This is a genomic window from Shewanella sp. SP2S2-6 (assembly GCF_031931965.1).
Lineage (GTDB): Bacteria > Pseudomonadota > Gammaproteobacteria > Enterobacterales > Shewanellaceae > Shewanella > Shewanella baltica.
Genome location: NZ_JAUOEQ010000001.1, coordinates 1 through 16,567 on the forward strand (window position 1 = coordinate 1; position 16,567 = coordinate 16,567).

At 44.4% G+C, this 16,567-nt stretch carries 15 protein-coding genes; 9 read left to right on the top strand and 6 right to left on the bottom strand.

What is annotated here, in order from left to right; translation table 11 throughout:
• The coding region (locus Q4Q57_RS00005; RefSeq protein ID WP_311889155.1) for a hypothetical protein at positions 1-801 on the bottom strand (801 nt) is incomplete at its 3' end.
• 924 nt (positions 802-1,725) lie between these two features.
• Here Q4Q57_RS00005 and Q4Q57_RS00010 point away from each other — a divergent pair.
• From Q4Q57_RS00010 to Q4Q57_RS00050, 9 genes are all read left to right on the top strand, one after another.
• Positions 1,726-2,100 (top strand): hypothetical protein, encoded by a 375-nt coding sequence (locus tag Q4Q57_RS00010; protein WP_259511342.1) that lies wholly within the window; start codon positions 1,726-1,728, stop codon positions 2,098-2,100.
• Between the two features lie 144 nt (positions 2,101-2,244).
• A complete protein-coding gene (locus Q4Q57_RS00015) occupies positions 2,245-2,697 on the top strand; it encodes a hypothetical protein (RefSeq protein WP_063883168.1) in 453 nt (150 codons plus the stop codon).
• Positions 2,698-3,050: 353 nt separating this feature from the next.
• Positions 3,051-3,359, top strand: a complete 309-nt coding sequence (locus Q4Q57_RS00020; RefSeq protein ID WP_311889156.1) for a hypothetical protein — start codon at positions 3,051-3,053, stop codon at positions 3,357-3,359.
• Between the two features lie 57 nt (positions 3,360-3,416).
• Positions 3,417-3,932: a ClbS/DfsB family four-helix bundle protein gene (locus tag Q4Q57_RS00025; RefSeq protein WP_311889157.1), complete on the top strand. Its 516-nt coding sequence runs from the start codon at positions 3,417-3,419 to the stop codon at positions 3,930-3,932.
• Positions 3,933-3,962: 30 nt separating this feature from the next.
• On the top strand, positions 3,963-4,619 hold the full coding sequence (locus Q4Q57_RS00030; RefSeq protein ID WP_311889158.1) for a Vat family streptogramin A O-acetyltransferase: 657 nt from the start codon (positions 3,963-3,965) through the stop codon (positions 4,617-4,619).
• A gap of 187 nt (positions 4,620-4,806) precedes the next feature.
• Positions 4,807-5,640 (top strand): AraC family transcriptional regulator, encoded by an 834-nt coding sequence (locus tag Q4Q57_RS00035; RefSeq protein ID WP_311889160.1) that lies wholly within the window; start codon positions 4,807-4,809, stop codon positions 5,638-5,640.
• A 202-nt stretch (positions 5,641-5,842) separates the two neighbouring features.
• Positions 5,843-6,700 carry an AzlC family ABC transporter permease gene (locus Q4Q57_RS00040; protein ID WP_311889161.1) on the top strand — a complete coding sequence of 286 codons (858 nt, stop codon included), beginning with the start codon at positions 5,843-5,845 and terminating at the stop codon, positions 6,698-6,700.
• Positions 6,697-6,999 (top strand): AzlD domain-containing protein, encoded by a 303-nt coding sequence (locus Q4Q57_RS00045; RefSeq protein ID WP_006085337.1) that lies wholly within the window; start codon positions 6,697-6,699, stop codon positions 6,997-6,999. The genes Q4Q57_RS00040 and Q4Q57_RS00045 overlap by 4 nt, the downstream gene beginning before the upstream one ends.
• A gap of 776 nt (positions 7,000-7,775) precedes the next feature.
• Positions 7,776-9,068 (top strand): aerolysin family beta-barrel pore-forming toxin, encoded by a 1,293-nt coding sequence (locus tag Q4Q57_RS00050; RefSeq protein WP_311889167.1) that lies wholly within the window; start codon positions 7,776-7,778, stop codon positions 9,066-9,068.
• 93 nt (positions 9,069-9,161) lie between these two features.
• Here Q4Q57_RS00050 and Q4Q57_RS00055 read toward each other — a convergent pair whose 3' ends face one another.
• The 5 genes from Q4Q57_RS00055 to Q4Q57_RS00075 form a co-directional block, all read right to left on the bottom strand.
• A complete protein-coding gene (locus Q4Q57_RS00055; RefSeq protein ID WP_006081090.1) occupies positions 9,162-9,875 on the bottom strand; it encodes a helix-turn-helix transcriptional regulator in 714 nt (237 codons plus the stop codon).
• Positions 9,876-9,984: 109 nt separating this feature from the next.
• Positions 9,985-10,434, bottom strand: coding sequence for a GyrI-like domain-containing protein (locus Q4Q57_RS00060; protein ID WP_311889476.1), 450 nt, complete (start codon positions 10,432-10,434; stop codon positions 9,985-9,987).
• 101 nt (positions 10,435-10,535) lie between these two features.
• Entirely contained in the window at positions 10,536-10,919 is a 384-nt protein-coding gene (locus Q4Q57_RS00065; protein WP_006081088.1) for a VOC family protein, read from the bottom strand.
• A gap of 173 nt (positions 10,920-11,092) precedes the next feature.
• On the bottom strand, positions 11,093-12,814 hold the full coding sequence (locus tag Q4Q57_RS00070; protein WP_311889171.1) for a phospho-sugar mutase: 1,722 nt from the start codon (positions 12,812-12,814) through the stop codon (positions 11,093-11,095).
• 193 nt (positions 12,815-13,007) lie between these two features.
• The gene (locus Q4Q57_RS00075; RefSeq protein WP_311889172.1) at positions 13,008-16,565 is read right to left on the bottom strand and encodes a M1 family aminopeptidase; all 3,558 of its coding nucleotides are present in this window, start codon (positions 16,563-16,565) and stop codon (positions 13,008-13,010) included.
• Positions 16,566-16,567 lie beyond the last annotated feature (2 nt).

The following is a 16,567-nucleotide window of genomic DNA, read 5'->3' on the forward strand; positions in this document are numbered from 1 at the left end:
AGTATGATGGTCGTTAGTTAACTCACCAACAAACATCCTTTTTTTTAATCCTTTTTTCACAACTAAATGGTAAGACCCAATAGATGTGTATGGCGAAAAGGATCCAGGAGGAAGAAAAAGTGCAGCATCTAAACTAAATCCCAAGTATGGGATGTGCTTAATAATTGAGCGAGTGGAATGAAAGAACGAAGGAGGAACAACGAAAAGCCCCACACCGTTCTCGGAAAGCCGAGCCATCGCCGCAGCAAGAATTAAATTCCCAAGGTCGCCCTTTAACTCTATCTGGTTTCCTGCTGTGTCCAGCAATTGAATTGATTCATTGGTTGGTACACTAAAAGGTAGCAAGCTGATAACTACATCTAAATTGTTTTCGTGATGAGGCAGTAATTCCAAAGCTTGGCCAATAAACCATTCAGCCTCGGGAAATAGCGTCTTTCCCAGCTCCCCCTCCGACCTACTTGAGTTGTAACCGATGCACCGCTTTGCTGAAGTTGCCTGTCGCGCAATGGCTAAAAGAGAACCTACGCCTGCGCAAGGATCCAATATCGTGTTTGCTGACTGCGTGGAGAGAATCTTTGATATGACCGCCGGTAGCACATGCGGAATGGGCATCAGGCTAGTATGAAACCCAGAATACATCGCAAGTAAATTAGTGAGTTCTGGAATCTCATTTAGTTGCGGGAAAAGCTGTCGCTCGGTCAAAATAGCTGCGAGTTCAGTTGGATCATAGCTTGATACGTGTGTACCGCGACGCTCTTCAAAAATAGCCCGTAGTTTGGACGTAAAAGATTGCTCACTCATGTGATTTCGTTCCAATATTGTGTTCTCAATGGTGGATTAAGAACGGCTTCCCTGAACGGGTTACACTTACCCCTGTAAGGAGTTGTCTTCATGACAACGTCACAGTTCCAAGATTCAAAAGGTTTTACTATATTGATTGTCATTAGTGGGCAAACCTTTAAATAGTGCATTTCATAACTAACTGTATTACTAGAACTTATCAGTTTTCTATTAAATTCACCATAAGGAAAAAACGCGTATATACATTTGTCCAAACCTGTATCTAGAAAAGTAACCATTAAGTAATAGTGAGGACATATTTCTAAGCTTCAAAAATGCAAAGCCCCATCTAAAGACCTATTTTAAATTGAATGTTAATTGTGTAAAAACTTGCTAAAAGGTACACCAAGGTTAACGAAATTAAGCACTCTCATGGAAGTGACCGTTGACGGCATGGATGCCGTCGTCGAGCCCTCAGGGATGAGTTAATGGCGTGTCACTGGAATGAAAGTGCTTAATTGTAAAGACGGACTTATAGCCTCAAAAAAATAAAAAGAGTAAGGACACCTACATATTTTTAAGGTTAAAAGTGAATATATGCCCTGATGTACCGACTTGAAAAGGGAAACTGATAGTGTGGGAACTGGCTAAAAAGGTACGCAGGAATTAACGAAATTAAGCACTCTTATGGAAGTGGCCGTTGGCGGCATGGCCGCTCATTCATATCTGACCCATAGGGATATGGGGAAGATCACTATTATGTCGGGAACATAATTGACCATGTGACCGTGGCATTCGCGCATCCATATGCAGTAGATGCCGCCGTCGACCCTCTGGGATGACTTTTATTTTTTAAGCAGAGCGTGTCACTGGAATGAGAGTGCTTAATTGTGTCGCTGGATTTATAGTTTCAACATCAAAACATCACTATATCAAGGAACGACTATGTACTTTATTGCAGCTTTTGGTTTACTGATGTTGTTATTAAGTCTAGTGATGGTTGTAAAACCTGCGTCTTTCTCTAAGGGGATTATTTCATTTAGCGAGCAGCCCTACTTCCATATTGCTGAGGTGACCAGCCGAATTATTGCGGGTCTCATTTTTACCCATTACTCAACCGATACTCAGTTTCCACAGACCATTTTTGCGATAGGTATTGTGTTGTTCTGTGTCGGAATGGGCTTGGCATTAACACATCCAAGGTTACATAGAAAGTTTGCGCTATGGTCTGCTCAATACTTCAACAATAAATTCCGTTTAATTGGTCTATTTTCGATCCCGCTATCTTTGCTACTTATCTATTCTGCTGTTGGCGCCTAAAAAATAGTATGCAATCCAACAACAAGGATTTTGTCACAATAATTTAGTTTTAGCTAAAGCATCGCCACTTGTAAAAAACAATGCTAAGGTAATAATTCGTATAACAAATATAGCTTTCTAAGCAGAATCTGTCGGAGAAAAAGGATGTTTATCAGATATATTTTAATGCTCACTGCCGTGCTGCTATGCCTTTACCCTGTTTGGGGATTAGTGAGCCCAGCAAGCTACTTGCAGGAGATATTAGAGGTTTATCCCGATGCGGAACAAGCCAGTCATACTCAAGTACGAATTACGGCGGCTATTTTATGGATAAGCAATCTGACGCTATCATTTGGGTTACTATTTATTGCAAAATTCATTAAACAACCTCAAACGTACAAATTCGCAAAAATATCGTCTATCGCATTAATTAGCTATCCATTTATTCTGACGATAACAGAGGTAATTTCTCACAGTATTCTATACCGCCACCTAGAACATCCTACGCTGACAATCGAGTTTTCAGCGCAAAAAATGTTCTATTTCGTATTTGGCCTGATCATTCTGGGAATTTATCAATCCCAACAAGAGTACAAACGCGCCAAAAAGAATGGTTAAATTATCAACATATTTTAAGGAAAAACCATTGAAGTTCTTTACCTCTTTTATCTTTGCTTTTATTGGCTCAAAATTATTATTCAAATACTTCGATTTTCACTACGATATTTTTAGCGACCCTTTGGAGCCATTGAAATTTATTATTGATACGGGGGTGTTCGTTATTATTTTTATATCAACACAGATACTGTATGAAAAATATTGGGAAAAACGAATAAACAAGAACAGCCATAATTCCCTCAACTAATGCACATAGGGATAATGCGCAGAGGGACCATAAATAATATATGCTGTTAACACGCTCACAAGCGCTAAGCGACCAACCGAAACCACATAGGAACTTAAAGCTTTATATGCGAAAAATCATTCTACCACTGCTCATGCTAAGCCTTGGTGCATGGTCTGGTTTTACTCAAGCACAGGACACCAGCGCGTTATGGGGTAAAAAGTATGCTGAGGTGAAATCAAGTTTATTGGCTGCTGGCTGGGTATTAGCGCCCGTAGCAGAAGATGAAACGCCAATGACAGAAGCTTACCCTGAAATCACCTGTGGTAGCGGCGCGATGGCAATTTGCTCTGTCGGCTTTAAGCGAGACAAAACTACGCTTGCCTTAGTGGTTGAATCTATTGAACAAGAGCTTATTGTGACAGGTGAATACTAAACTGCCCAATGGACGATGTGAAACTCAGACTAAGCATCTAATATAGACGAGGTCGTGATGTCATCTATACCCCAATCAAAACAAGAACTTGAATTGGCTATTCAGTCAGTTTTCCAAAAATTGATGGCAGACTATCGCTCAATCCCAGCCCAAATGTCCCGTGTGTGCAGCATAGAAGGAAACATCAAAGGTACACAAATTAGTGTAAGTGATACAGTCGCTTACCTTATTGGCTGGGGTAAATTAGTGCTCAAATGGTACGAGTTAACATCGCAAGCACTCCCCGTTGATTTTCCCGATACGGGTTATAAATGGAATCAACTGGGATTATTAGCAGAGCGATTTCATCATGAATATAGCCAATGGCAATATACTGATTTACTTGATGAATATGAAATGACAATGGAAAAATTGTCAACGCTGATTGCGAGTCTCAGTGATCAGCAACTGTACGGCATAACTTGGTACGATAAATGGACTCTGGGCCGTATGATCCAGTTCAACACTTACTCCCCGATGAAGAATATACGTACCAAAGTACGACGATTCAAAAAAGACAATGCATTACCCTAGTAAACAACTCTTTTAAGCACGGAGGTATTCATGCCAAGTACCCACACTCACCCGCAATTAGGCCCAAACCCTATCGATAGAGAACCAATGAAAGGCTTCCCTCAGGTTGGCTTTCTTAAAAACTTTATTACTCGCGAGAACATTATTGTCGGCGATTATACCTACTATGACGATCCTGCGGGGCCTGAAAGGTTCGAGTCGAATGTGCTTTATCACTTTGACTTTATTGGCGATAAACTGATTATCGGTAAATTCTGCGCTATTGCGAAAGACGTGAAATTCATTATGAATGGCGCCAATCATCAAGTGTCAGGCTTCTCGACTTATCCCTTTTATATCTTTGGCAATGGCTGGGAAAAGGTAATGCCAGATCCCACCGATTTACCCCATAAAGGCGACACCTGTATCGGTAACGATGTGTGGATTGGTTATAACGCCACTATCATGCCTGGGGTAAAAATTGGCCACGGCGCCATTGTTGCCAGTCAATCCGTGGTAACAAAAGATGTACCGCCCTACGCTGTTGTTGGCGGTAATCCTGCCACTGTCATCAAGCTGAGATTCGAGCAAGATGTGATAGATGAGCTCGTTACCATCGCTTGGTGGGATTGGCCGATAGAAAAAATCACTCAGCACCTACACGCCATCGCGGGCGCTGATCTGAGTCAATTAAAGCAAGCGACCTAAGACAAGCGGGTCGCGAGCAAGCTTGATGAAAAATCTCAAGCGACAGCAATAAGCAACAAACATTAAGAAACCACCATTAAGCGCAGAACAAAATCCAATATGCGCAATTTTGTACAAAAGCGCTGAGGATTTCTGGGTTACTATCAGGTACAACCCGCCCATTCATCCATTCAAGAAAGGAGGCTTGATGAACACAGAACATGCGGCCTACCAGATTGCCGATGAATTAGGTGGCCTCGAGTTACTCAATGCCCAATACCATAAACAAAATTTTAGTCGGCATACCCACGAAGGTTACACAGTAGGCGTGATTGAAGCGGGTGCGCAGCGTTTTTATCGCACCGGTGGCAACCATGTGGCGCCAAAGCACAGCATCATTCTCATCAACGCCGATGAAGTGCATAATGGCTGTAGCGCCACCGAGGGCGGTTGGTCCTATCGTGCCATGTATCCAGTACCCGCGCAGTTTGCCAATATAAACAGTGAGCTAGCAAACAGCGGAGCGCCCTATTTCCCAGATCCCGTAGTGTACGATCCTGAATTAGCCGAACTGCTGCGCCTCACCTTTAATACCTTAGATACATCGGATAATCGCTTACTGCGTGAAAGCTTAGTCTATTCAAGCCTAATGCAGTTAATGGCACGCCATGGCAAACATCGCCCAAGCGACAATCTCGCGGCAGTCGCTAAGCCTGCATTAGCGCTGGTGAAATCCTTTATCGACGATCATCCTGCGGCCGATATTTCCCTTGAAGAGCTGGCAACGCTTGCGGGATTAAGCCCCTATTATTTACTCAAGCAATTTCAGCGCTATTACGGCTTACCGCCCCACGCTTACCAAATTCAGGCCAGAGTCAGACTGGCCAAGGGCAAAATCAAGCAAGGCACACGGCTGCTCGATGTCGCCCTCGATTGTGGTTTTCACGATCAAAGCCATTTGAATCGGCATTTTAAAAAGACCGTCGGCGTAACCCCAGGACAATTTGCCAAAGAAATAGGCCGCAATATTATCCAAGCCTAAACAACCACTTTAGGTTAATCTGCCATGCTCAGCTTGCTTACTATCCCTAATAACAGGCCGCTAATAACAGGTCTGCCATAACTAAACACTAGTCTCTAAGAAATAGTCGTAACTGAGCGGTAATAACAGAGCAAGCAGACCTTATCCAAGCATTCATTGTTTAACAGCGATCCTCGCGTCGCCGCTATTTTTAGGAGCCAAAGTGACAACCGACAAGCTTATAGAATCTGATGTTTCTCCCGCGAATCCCACAAAAGCCAAGGCTTTTTTAAAAGGCACCTTGGCCATGATGCCGCTGACAATAGCAGTGGTTCCTTGGGGAATTTTAGCGGGCTCCTTCGCCATTGAGGTTGGGCTCACGCCCATTGAAAGCCAAGCCATGTCAGCCATTATCTTCGCGGGCGCGGCTCAGTTAGTGGCGCTCGGCATGGTCAAAGCCGGTATTGGTCTGTGGAGTATCTTAATTACGACGCTACTCATCACCTCGCGCCATCTGTTATATGCGATGGCGATGCGTAGTCAAATCAGTCCCTTGCCATTAAAGTGGCGCCTGACATTGGGCTTTTTGCTCACAGATGAACTGTTTGCCATCGCCAATCAAGGCAAGTTGCATAAGTTCGATCGCTGGTACGCCCTTGGCGGCGGCTTGAGTTTTTATATCGGCTGGAACATAGCGACCTTGCTTGGCATAGTGGCGGGCAATGCTATCGAGAATTTAGGCGAACTTGGGCTCGATTTCGCCATCGCCGCCACCTTTATCGCACTGGTCGTGCCCACGGTAAAAAAGCCGTCGATTCTCGTCTGTGTATTAGTCTCGCTCACTCTCGCTGTGGTATGCGCCTTGTTTGAAATTCAAGCGGGATTACTGATCGCAGCCATAGCCGGAATGACAACTGGCGTACTTTACGCCAAAGTGACCAAGGAAGCGGAACGCGCAGAACAATCCGCAACTGAGCTTGCAAACACACAGGCCCAGACAGAGGCTGACATAGGCACTGGGACTGAAAGTCAGACCGAAACTGAGATTGAAACAAAATCTGCATCAGGAGAAAAAGCATGATTTGGTTAATGATTTTCTCAATGGCAGCGGTTGTGTTTATTAGTCGTCATTTACTGCTCGAACCTAAATTACCGCTGCGATTAAGTAAGGGCACCCAAACTTTTTTAAGTTACTCAGCCCCTGCAGTACTGACCGCTATCTTCGCGCCCATAGTGTTTGTGCAAGAAGGTCAGCTCGATCTCAGCTTAGACAACAGCTATCTCATCTGCGCCGTGGTCGCGACGATACTCGCGCTCGTGACCCGTAACACCTTGCTGACCACAGTGTTGAGTATGGGACTGTTTTTCTTTATCCATTAAGCAAACAACATTAAGTAAACAAAGAGTCAGTGCCCAGCAGCGGCACTGGCTCTTGCATCAATCACTTAACCGCCTCTACGACTCTTTTACACAATCTCATCCCATCTGAGACGTCGTCTCTTAGAAAATCATTTTCACATTATCTTTATCTTCCACAATCTTCATGTCTCTATGCCCTTATGGCTCTACAAAAACAGTAGCGACTTTAACGGCCTTTCATACATCGACGATAATGGAGAGAGATGAGATTTGTCTGCAATAACAAAGACTCAAACCACAAAGAGAAAATACTTAACCTAGCCATATTCACACTATTCATTGCCTAAAGACTTTCGCTCAAACATGTTATTTACTGTATCTATTACAGTATTTATCTCGATATAGCTTTCGATATCACTCTCGGTATTACTATTGATATAAATCTCGGCACAAAGAGTCCATTTAAAAAGTTTTTCACAAAAAAATTCAGCATAAATATTAAATACGCCATGCCATTAATATTAATCCACGCACAAAAATCCACCCATTAAAAATTAAAGTAAATACACTATATTATAAAGTTTAAAATACCGTTTAAAAATAAAATAATTAACACTTTTAACCTAAATTGAACACCATTTAAATTAATCTAATTTTACTTTGTTTAATAAAAATAAAAGTGCTAGTTTTTAGATGTGCCTAGCAGTAATGATTATTTATATGATTTAGGACTACATATAATTGCCATCGGCGCTCTCAATGAAAGGACGTATTTTATTAATAATAAAGGAACAATCATGAGAACAAAATCTAGCCTGAGTATATTAACTTTATCCTGTTTAACCGCACTTGGAACTGTTTCTTTGTTGGCCGAAGCTGCTATTCCGAATACTATTCCAAAACTGTCAATGGTAGAACACGCTGCCCCTGATCTAGATTCGCTTAAAAATGATGCGATTAACGATCCCTCGTTTATCAGCTCGTTATTCTCCTTGGGACACCATCTTGGATATGCATGGGCTGGCGGTACGGCATCCCAGTATGTTGGTGAAGACATCGAAGTCAGAAGAGAATCGAGCAACGAATACAGTCTTAAAGCCCGCTATAACGGCAATGATCCTTATGCAAGCGGCTACAGAGCGAATGAACGTTTGAAGGTGAATTTACAAAATATCCATTTCGTGACTAATCCTCAAAACCTAAAGTTAGGTTCACCTCAAGTTTATGATCGTGAAGCTATTTATACCGCTCCCGTGGTAATTTACAACTGGGGAGATACCGAAGATACCGGTGTAGCCACCCTAAACTATGATTACACCACTAGCTGGGCCAAAACCGATAATTTCTCTTTCTCCGAGAAAATTGGCGTAACCAATAAATATGAAGTGGGTATTCCAGGAATAGGTGGAGCGAGTTCTGAAATCAGTGCCGAATTTTCCGCCAGCCAAGGTTGGAGTGAAACCGACGGCAAAAGTACAACGATTTCTAGTCAGGCGCAGTACCGAGCAATTATGCCGCCTCGCAGCAAACGTTATATCTCAATCACTCTGTTTAAACAAAAGGCGGATGTCCCATACACCTCAAGTTTATATATGATGTACGATATAAAATATGAGAACTTCTTAAAATGGGGAGGTAATGCACATATTAATCACCCGACAAACAGACCTAACTTCCCTTACACTTTTGGCGGAGCGAATGCGAATAATCTTAATGGGCCAGAAGCCTTAGTCGATCAATATCTTCATCAAGATATAAACGGTTATGGTGTTTGGGATTGGCCTGCAGCGATTAATTCGGCACAGTCAAAAAGTGGCTTTGAGTGGCAATTGGCGAATATAGTTAGACAACATGGCGCACCAATCAGCGGTAAATTTACCGCAATCGATTCGAGTCAATTTAATATCGATGCCAGTGAATCCTATCCGCTAACGGATGAAGACATTGCTAATCGTCCTAAAAGCGCTCAAAAATTAGGACTGAGTCGTAATATTCAAGTTGCCGTCGGCGAAATCCAAAATAATGATGAAGATGGTTTAATCAAAAAACTGAATATTTCGCAATCAAGCGAAGTCATGTTAAACAATTAAAATGGTGAGCTTAGGCTCTTAATGACAGCTCTGACACGAGTATCAGAGAGATCTAGATACAACTAGCAAATTAGAAATGTATTAAAAAGCCACTCATTCGAGTGGCTTTTCTTTTGCTTCGGCTCGCGCCTTCGCATGTTCATCCATCAGGCAAATATAATCTTCCAGCTCTTGACCAGGAGCTTGTTCAAAATGACGGTTCAACCGCACAAGGCCTGTAATGCGATCAACCCTGAAATTACGAAAGGCCGAACGCAGCTCACACCATGTCAGTAAGGTCCAAGTACCACGCCAAAAATAGATGGCGAGTGGCCTAACTTCACGCTCGGTGACATCGAGTTTGACATCTTGATAGAAGAGTTTGACGTATTCGCGGCGCTGAGCTGAGTTACGCAGCGGATCGAGGAATTGAAACTCATTGGAGTCGAGATAAAAATCCGGTGAAAACATCAAGGATTGATAGGCTTGTAGTCGTTTTGGTAATACGGCTTCGACTTTAATCATCGCCTGCCTCGCGGCGCTACCAAGCTCCTTGCCACCCCAAGTTTGCACCATACGCATGCCAACTTGAATCGCTTCGAGTTCGGCTTCGTTAAACATCAAGGGCGGAACATTGACCTCGTGGCGCAACAAATAGCCGACACCCGCCTCCCCTTCAATGGGAATGCCACTTAGACACAAATCCTGCACGTCACGGTAAATCGTGCGCGTGGACACCTCTAACCGTTCAGCCAACTCTTGGGCTGTGGTCAGGCGTTTATGTTTAAGAATTTGCACTATTTGAAATAGGCGGTCGGCGCGGCGCATTGACTCTGATTTAATCCTTTATCTGCCTATCAGTTGATTAAGCATTGTGAGTTTACATAAATCACTGACATATCCCGATACTCACTTGAGTGATAGTTTACGATTTAAATCATAAAATCCCGATATAAATCTCAACCTCAGTGGCGCTGAGATAGACTTCAAAATCAGTTTGATAACGGCGCTGATGCGGACAATCGTTAGCACTAAAATAGCCCCACACTTGTCCCCAAAGATCGATAACACACTGGGGCATGTCACCTTGACCGGTGAATTTAAGGTATTTACCGGCTTCAAGATCCAGCGACGTGAAGTAGTTTGCCTCAACAGGGGCATCAATTGCCTTGCCCACCAGCACAGCAAACTCGCCATTCATGTCTGACTCATAGTCATAATACACGCCATACATGGGCGAATTGAGCATGGCGGTGAGCTGTGATGATTCAAAAAAGGCTTGCCATAAACTGCCAATTTTAGCGCTATCGGCGCACATTTCGGCCCGATTGTTCGTGCGGGTGCTCAGCCCAAGTAGCGGTCGAGCATCAATATAAACCACGTCCATCTTTGTTTCTTCCATAGAAATCTAAACCCATACTTTAGTTAATTGCGTGATTTTAGCGTCGTGCCTTAAGGCCACGACGCTAATACATTAATCACTCGAGACTACTTATCCTTAGACCATAAACCCACTTTGTTACCTTCGCTATCGGCAAATAACGCGATATAACCACACTCACCGTCTTTTATCGGTGTGACTGGCAGGATAATCGTCACCTCTGCTGCGATAAGTTTATCCACTAAAGGTTGCAATTGTGCGCTAAAATGCAGATACACAGTGCTGCCTTGCATCGATGGCTGACTCATGCTGCATTTGACTAACCCTATGCTCGCCGCGCTCGCATCTTCGGTGACTATCGTCGCATATTCCATGTCTTCCATATCGTCACGTTTAAACTCAACCCCAAAATGCTGCTGATAAAAAGCAACGGCACGGTTCATGTCACTGACAGGAATTTCACCCCAAACTAACGGTGCAATAGATAACATTTTCACTTTCTCCTTGTTGAAAAATATCAATGATTCAAAACCTTATTTATAAAATTCAGGACTGAATCATTAACGGGCGACAACAAGAATAAAACAAGGCTACTGACAGCATGATGTCAGTAGCCTTTTAATAAAAGTGAATGTTGAGGTTTTTGGCTTAGCAGTTAAAAGCGTTACTTTGGCAAACTGGCTTGGTGCGCCTGAATAAAATCATCCATGGCTTTGCTCGCTCTCGCTTGGGCACTGGCTAAGGTATCTGTATCGACCATAGTTTCGACCACTTCGTAGTAGCACTTAATTTTAGGTTCAGTACCAGATGGCCTAACGATCACCCGAGCGCCACCCGCTAAGCAATAGGTCAATACATCACTCGGTGGCAAGTCGATTTTCTCAACGCTACCATCGGCAAAACGACGCTCAAGGGCTTTTAAATCATCGGTTGAGAGCACGTCATGCTCACCAATCTTCACGGGGGGATGTTCGCGTAAATAGGCGCCAATATTAGGCGTGTCAGGTTTTAGTGCAATACTCACCTGCGCATTGAGATGGAAGCCATGCTCACGGTAAATTTGCTCGAGTCTGTCCCAAATCGTTTGCCCCTTCGCCACTAGCTCGGCAGTTAATTGGGCAAATGCCACCAGCGCCGACAAGCCATCTTTGTCCCACACCATGCTCCCAACTGTGTAGCCAAGGGCTTCTTCATAGGCAAATAGGAATTGATCCTCAGGGGACGTTTTCGCGATCCCCACATTCATCAACCACTTAAAGCCGGTGAGCGTGGTAAAGCTTTGCGTGCCAAACCCTTGAGCAATCTTAGATAACAGACTCGATGACACTATCGTGGTGCCCGTAAGTCGCTGATTATCTTTAGCGTGAGATAACAAGTAATGCCCAAAGAGCACACCGACTTGATCGCCCGTTAGCATCTGGTATTCGCCATCATCGCGGCGCACTGCGACCGCAAAACGGTCGGCATCGGGATCGTTGGCACAGGCGAGCATAGCGCCGTGTTTTTTCGCCTCGACGATCACTAAATCCATCGCGCCCTTTTCTTCCGGATTGGGGAAGTTCACCGTCGGGAAATCCCCATCGGGTTCGCGCTGGGAGGCTACCGAATACACTTGGGTGAAACCCGCATCTTTCAATACGGTTTCAGCCATTTCAGCGCCCACGCCGTGCATGGCGGTATAGGCTAAACTGACCTTTTCTGGAGCCGTATGGTTTTGCAGCACCTCAGCTTGCTGCACGCAATGGCGATAGCTTTGGTAAAAATCGTCCTGCAGAATAATTAACTTACCTTGTTTTACCGCCTCATCATGTTCTAAAAACGGAATCGCTTGATTCGCGGCGCGCTCAATTTGCGCGGCAATGCCAGAATCGTGGGGCGGAATAATCTGCGCGCCATTCTCCCAATACACTTTATAGCCATTGTATTGCGGCGGGTTATGACTCGCGGTCACCACAATGCCTGCTGCCGCATTAAAATGTTTCACCCCAAAGGCCACCAGCGGTGTCGGCGCCACTTTAGACGTTAAGCGCACCTTAATGCCCATAGCGGTCAGCACGCTCGCCGCATCATGGGCAAAATTGAATGAGTCGTGGCGACCATCATAACCAATCACCACACCACGCTCGGCGGCATCTTTAATCTGATCAAGTAGATAAGCACCAAGGCCTGCCGAGGTTTGACGGATCACCAGACGGTTCATCCCCATGGGTCCTGCGCCGACCACACCGCGTAATCCTGCGGTGCCAAACTCTAAGCGACCGGCAAAACGCGCCGCGAGTTCGGCTTCATTGCCGTTATCAATTAGGGTTTGTAATTGGGTTTGAGTGCGAGGGTCAGGATCATTTTCAAGCCAATGGTTTACCTGTAACTGCAGATGGGTATTCATAACACGCCTCATTGAAAATCATTTGCAATCACATTAGGAAAAACAGCGGCGAAGAACAAGCTAATTTGCATTAATTTCAAAATCAGCTGAGGCTTAATTTCGGCATAAACTAAGGCTGAGCATAAAAAACGCACTATCTGGTCATTCATGACGGATAGTGCGTAGGTTTTAAAGAGCTTGTTTGATAACTGATTTACAACTTAAAGATATTGTCCTTCGCATCTCTGTCGATGAGTTTCACAAAGGGATCGACTCCCACATAACTGGGTTTATCAGCCAAAGTGATCGTCAACTTGTTTTCACCACTGACAAGTCTGTGCTTCTCAATTAATAACACCTGTTTATCGTCCTTCAGCTTATCGGGATCGGCACTAAAGGCACCGATATCAATCATGGCATCTAAAGGTTGTTCGGTTTCTTCACCTTTACCACTGGCCACCTTGCGGCTGGCATAGACCGTCAGCTCAACTTGCGTCTTGCCATCAGGCAGAGTCGTCATTACCGCATTGGTTAACCTGAGGTCGTAGAGCGTGATCTCATTAAAAGACTCATCGATAAAGCGAGCCTGCGCTTCATCTGCCCCTTGCTCAAGGTAACTCACCAAATCCAATGTGGTTGGGAAAGGATCGTTACGATACTGATAACGCGCTAAAAATGCCTTGAGATTAGCGTTGAGTTTCGCTTCACCTAACACATCTTTAATCGCCATCATCACCACTGAGCCTTTCTGATAATGAATGTACTGCTGATTTTCACTGCGCAGCACAGGCATCTCTTTTATGGACTCGGATGAACGGCCACGTAAATATCTATCTAATTCATATTTCAAGAATTTACGGATCATTTTATCGCCGTACTTTTTCTCCAACACCATAAGCGCCGAATACTGTGACAAGCTTTCGGATATCACAGCGCTACCCTGTACGTCAGCAGCACCCACTTGATGTCCCCACCATTGATGCGCCACTTCATGGGCGGTGACGTAATACACAGGGTCGATATTATCCTCGTTGCGTAAATCAGTGATAAAACCAATACGCTCAGAGTAAGGCACTGTATTAGCAAAACTTTGTGCAAAACTACGGTAACCCGGAAACTCCATGATCCGCATTTGTTTGTGCTGATAAGGCCCAAATGCTTGTGTGTAGTAATCGATAGAATCTTTAACTGACTCTATCATGCGGGCAACGTTCCAAGGGTGTTCTGCGTGGTAATAGACCTCAACGGCGACACCATTATGCTCGGTTTTTTCTACCTGATAACGGCCCGAAATAATGGCATAGAAGTTCACCATAGGGCTGTCCATCGAATAATGGAAATACTGACGCCCATCCTGCTGCCACTGTTTTTGCAAATATCCTGGTGCTAATGCAATTTGATCAGCACTTGTCGAAATAGTGGCTTCAAATTGAATGAAATCGCCATCGACGCCAAAGAAGTTTTGCGTGTAATAGCGGCTGTCTTCAAGTTTATTCGCACGTGCTTTTTCGGCTAAATCGCGCTTTTGGCGCTCGTGGCGATCCATCAGCTCATAGCCATCTTGATAACCAAAGAGCGGCAATAGCTCAAAGTTATTGATGAAGGTGCCATTTTCAACCACTGACATATCAAAGCCAGATTCAGCAACACCCACCGACTCGCGTACTAGTTGGATATCCCCTTGCACCACTTGCCCAGGCTGCACTGGCGTCGAAAAGGTCAGCCAAGTATTGCGATAGCGGCTATCAAACTCACCTAAGCTAGCATTAGGAATATTGATTTTTACCGTATCTGCCTGAGTGTGTTCGGGCAACTGCACTAGCATCTTCTCGATCGGTTTATCCGACTTGTTTTGCCATTCAAACATCACCTTAGCGACAATTTTGCGATCTTCAGGGAAAATATCGACATTCGCATTGACCTTAGTGGTCACTAAAATCGGCATGTCTTGGTATTGCCTAAAGGCCTTCTCATAATCGGCTTGCAGATCTGTGGTCTCATCTTGAGTGAGGAACTGATTCACCACTTTGGTCTGGTAGAACAAATAACTACCCATACCCAAAAACACTACTAAGGCAACACTAACAATGGCTTTACCACTAAAACCAAGCTGATAGCCCAGTAAGCTCAGACGCGTTTTAAGACTCTGCTGCGGTCCGCGATGATACAAACCATAACCTAAAACAAACAGGATAAGGCTAAAAGCACCCCAGTAAATCATATAGAGTGCATGGCTTAATAAGCCCCAGCCGTAGCCGTTCATATCGGAGTAAGTTAAGGTTGGCGATTGACCAAAGTTATACAGGCTATGGCCAAATCCCCAGCTTGCCATGACAAACGTCGTTAGATAATAAGCAACAAATAAACCCATACCTGCGTACTTATTTGGGCTAAGCACTTGCAGGAAAAACGCCAGCACAGCGGTCATCAACAGCGGCAAGAGATAATAAAATCCCAATCGAATAAGGTACTGAGCAATCTCAAGATTGGCTTGGCCTTTTATCAGTTGGAAGGCGATGGTGGTACACATGGCGAGCACGTACAGCAAGGTCATCACTATGACCACAGACACGAGCTTAGAGCCCCAAAAACTTAAGTTTGATACGGGAACGCTGTCGACGATATCCCCCATTCCTGAACTGCGTTCACGCCAGACGATTTCTGCGCTGTAATAAATCAGCACTATCACCATCAATAACCCCGTCGCGCCGGCAATGTTATCCACCATATCTTGGGTTAATGGCCAGTTAGATGTGCCATACCAACCAAAATCATCGAACATGGGGCCGACTAAGTTGAAAATCGTCAGCACGCCTAATACCACAAATGGCGCGGTAAACAGCACTTGGCGTACTTCAAATTTAACGCGCGTCCAAAATTGCTGACGACCATTAGGTTCAGTTGCCATAGCCAATTGTGCCAAAGGCACTAAGCTGGGCACTATTCCCGCTTTATCAGATTTTTTCTCACGCTTCTTGGTCAAGCTCGGCTGACGAAAAATCCCGGAAACAGCCAGTAACACGCAAGCAATTCCAAACCATAGCGCGCGGTTTTGCAGCACTAGCCCAGAGAATTCAATTAACTGGTTATTCTTTTCACTAATGGTCCAATAACGGGTCACTTCGGCAAAAGTGCGCAGCGCAAAGGGATCAAGCAAGGCAGCTATGGTGCGATATTGTGGCTGACTCGCCATTTCGCCCGTTAGGGTATAGAGCACCAACATAGCCACTGCAGTCAGATAAAGCGCCATTAAGGAACGAAAACGACTTGCCATCGCATAGAACAGAGTGGAGATCAGCAGCAAACTCGGCATGGCGAGCAAAAAATACGGAACGAGATAATTCGATAACACAAAAGGCCCAAAGCGGCTCGCATCGACCCATGGCATAAAGGAACCGAGCATTAAACCGATGGGAATAAACGCAAATACCATCATCACCACCACAAAGCTGCCTAAAAAGCGGCCAAATTGATATGCAAATGGCGATAGGGGTTTGCTATAAATCAGCTCTTCCATCAAATGCTGATGATTGCGGATAGCCGTGCTGCCCACAAAATTCACCACAGCAAACATGGAAATTAATCCCATGATCAACATAGTTTGGGTAATACCAAATGGGCTGTTTTTCATCACCTCGCCGCCACTACCAATTTGGATATTGTTAGATGCGACAGATAGAAAACTCATTAAAAACAATAGAAAAGAAACAACATAAAAGGATGGCTGACGTAAATAATAACGCCACTCAAACCTAAGCATTGATAACAACATAT

Bases quoted from the DNA above. Each gene is read 5' to 3' on its own strand.
- Q4Q57_RS00010 (WP_259511342.1), top strand. From the start codon at position 1,726: ATGTACTTTATTGCAGCTTTTGGTTTACTGATGTTGTTATTAAGTCTA.
- Q4Q57_RS00015 (WP_063883168.1), top strand. From the start codon at position 2,245: ATGTTTATCAGATATATTTTAATGCTCACTGCCGTGCTGCTATGCCTT.
- Q4Q57_RS00020 (WP_311889156.1), top strand. From the start codon at position 3,051: ATGCGAAAAATCATTCTACCACTGCTCATGCTAAGCCTTGGTGCATGG.
- Q4Q57_RS00025 (WP_311889157.1), top strand. From the start codon at position 3,417: ATGTCATCTATACCCCAATCAAAACAAGAACTTGAATTGGCTATTCAG.
- Q4Q57_RS00030 (WP_311889158.1), top strand. From the start codon at position 3,963: ATGCCAAGTACCCACACTCACCCGCAATTAGGCCCAAACCCTATCGAT.
- Q4Q57_RS00035 (WP_311889160.1), top strand. From the start codon at position 4,807: ATGAACACAGAACATGCGGCCTACCAGATTGCCGATGAATTAGGTGGC.
- Q4Q57_RS00045 (WP_006085337.1), top strand. From the start codon at position 6,697: ATGATTTGGTTAATGATTTTCTCAATGGCAGCGGTTGTGTTTATTAGT.
- Q4Q57_RS00050 (WP_311889167.1), top strand. From the start codon at position 7,776: ATGAGAACAAAATCTAGCCTGAGTATATTAACTTTATCCTGTTTAACC.
- Q4Q57_RS00055 (WP_006081090.1), bottom strand. From the start codon at position 9,875: ATGCGCCGCGCCGACCGCCTATTTCAAATAGTGCAAATTCTTAAACAT.
- Q4Q57_RS00060 (WP_311889476.1), bottom strand. From the start codon at position 10,434: ATGGACGTGGTTTATATTGATGCTCGACCGCTACTTGGGCTGAGCACC.
- Q4Q57_RS00065 (WP_006081088.1), bottom strand. From the start codon at position 10,919: ATGTTATCTATTGCACCGTTAGTTTGGGGTGAAATTCCTGTCAGTGAC.
- Q4Q57_RS00070 (WP_311889171.1), bottom strand. From the start codon at position 12,814: ATGAATACCCATCTGCAGTTACAGGTAAACCATTGGCTTGAAAATGAT.
- Q4Q57_RS00075 (WP_311889172.1), bottom strand. From the start codon at position 16,565: ATGTTGTTATCAATGCTTAGGTTTGAGTGGCGTTATTATTTACGTCAG.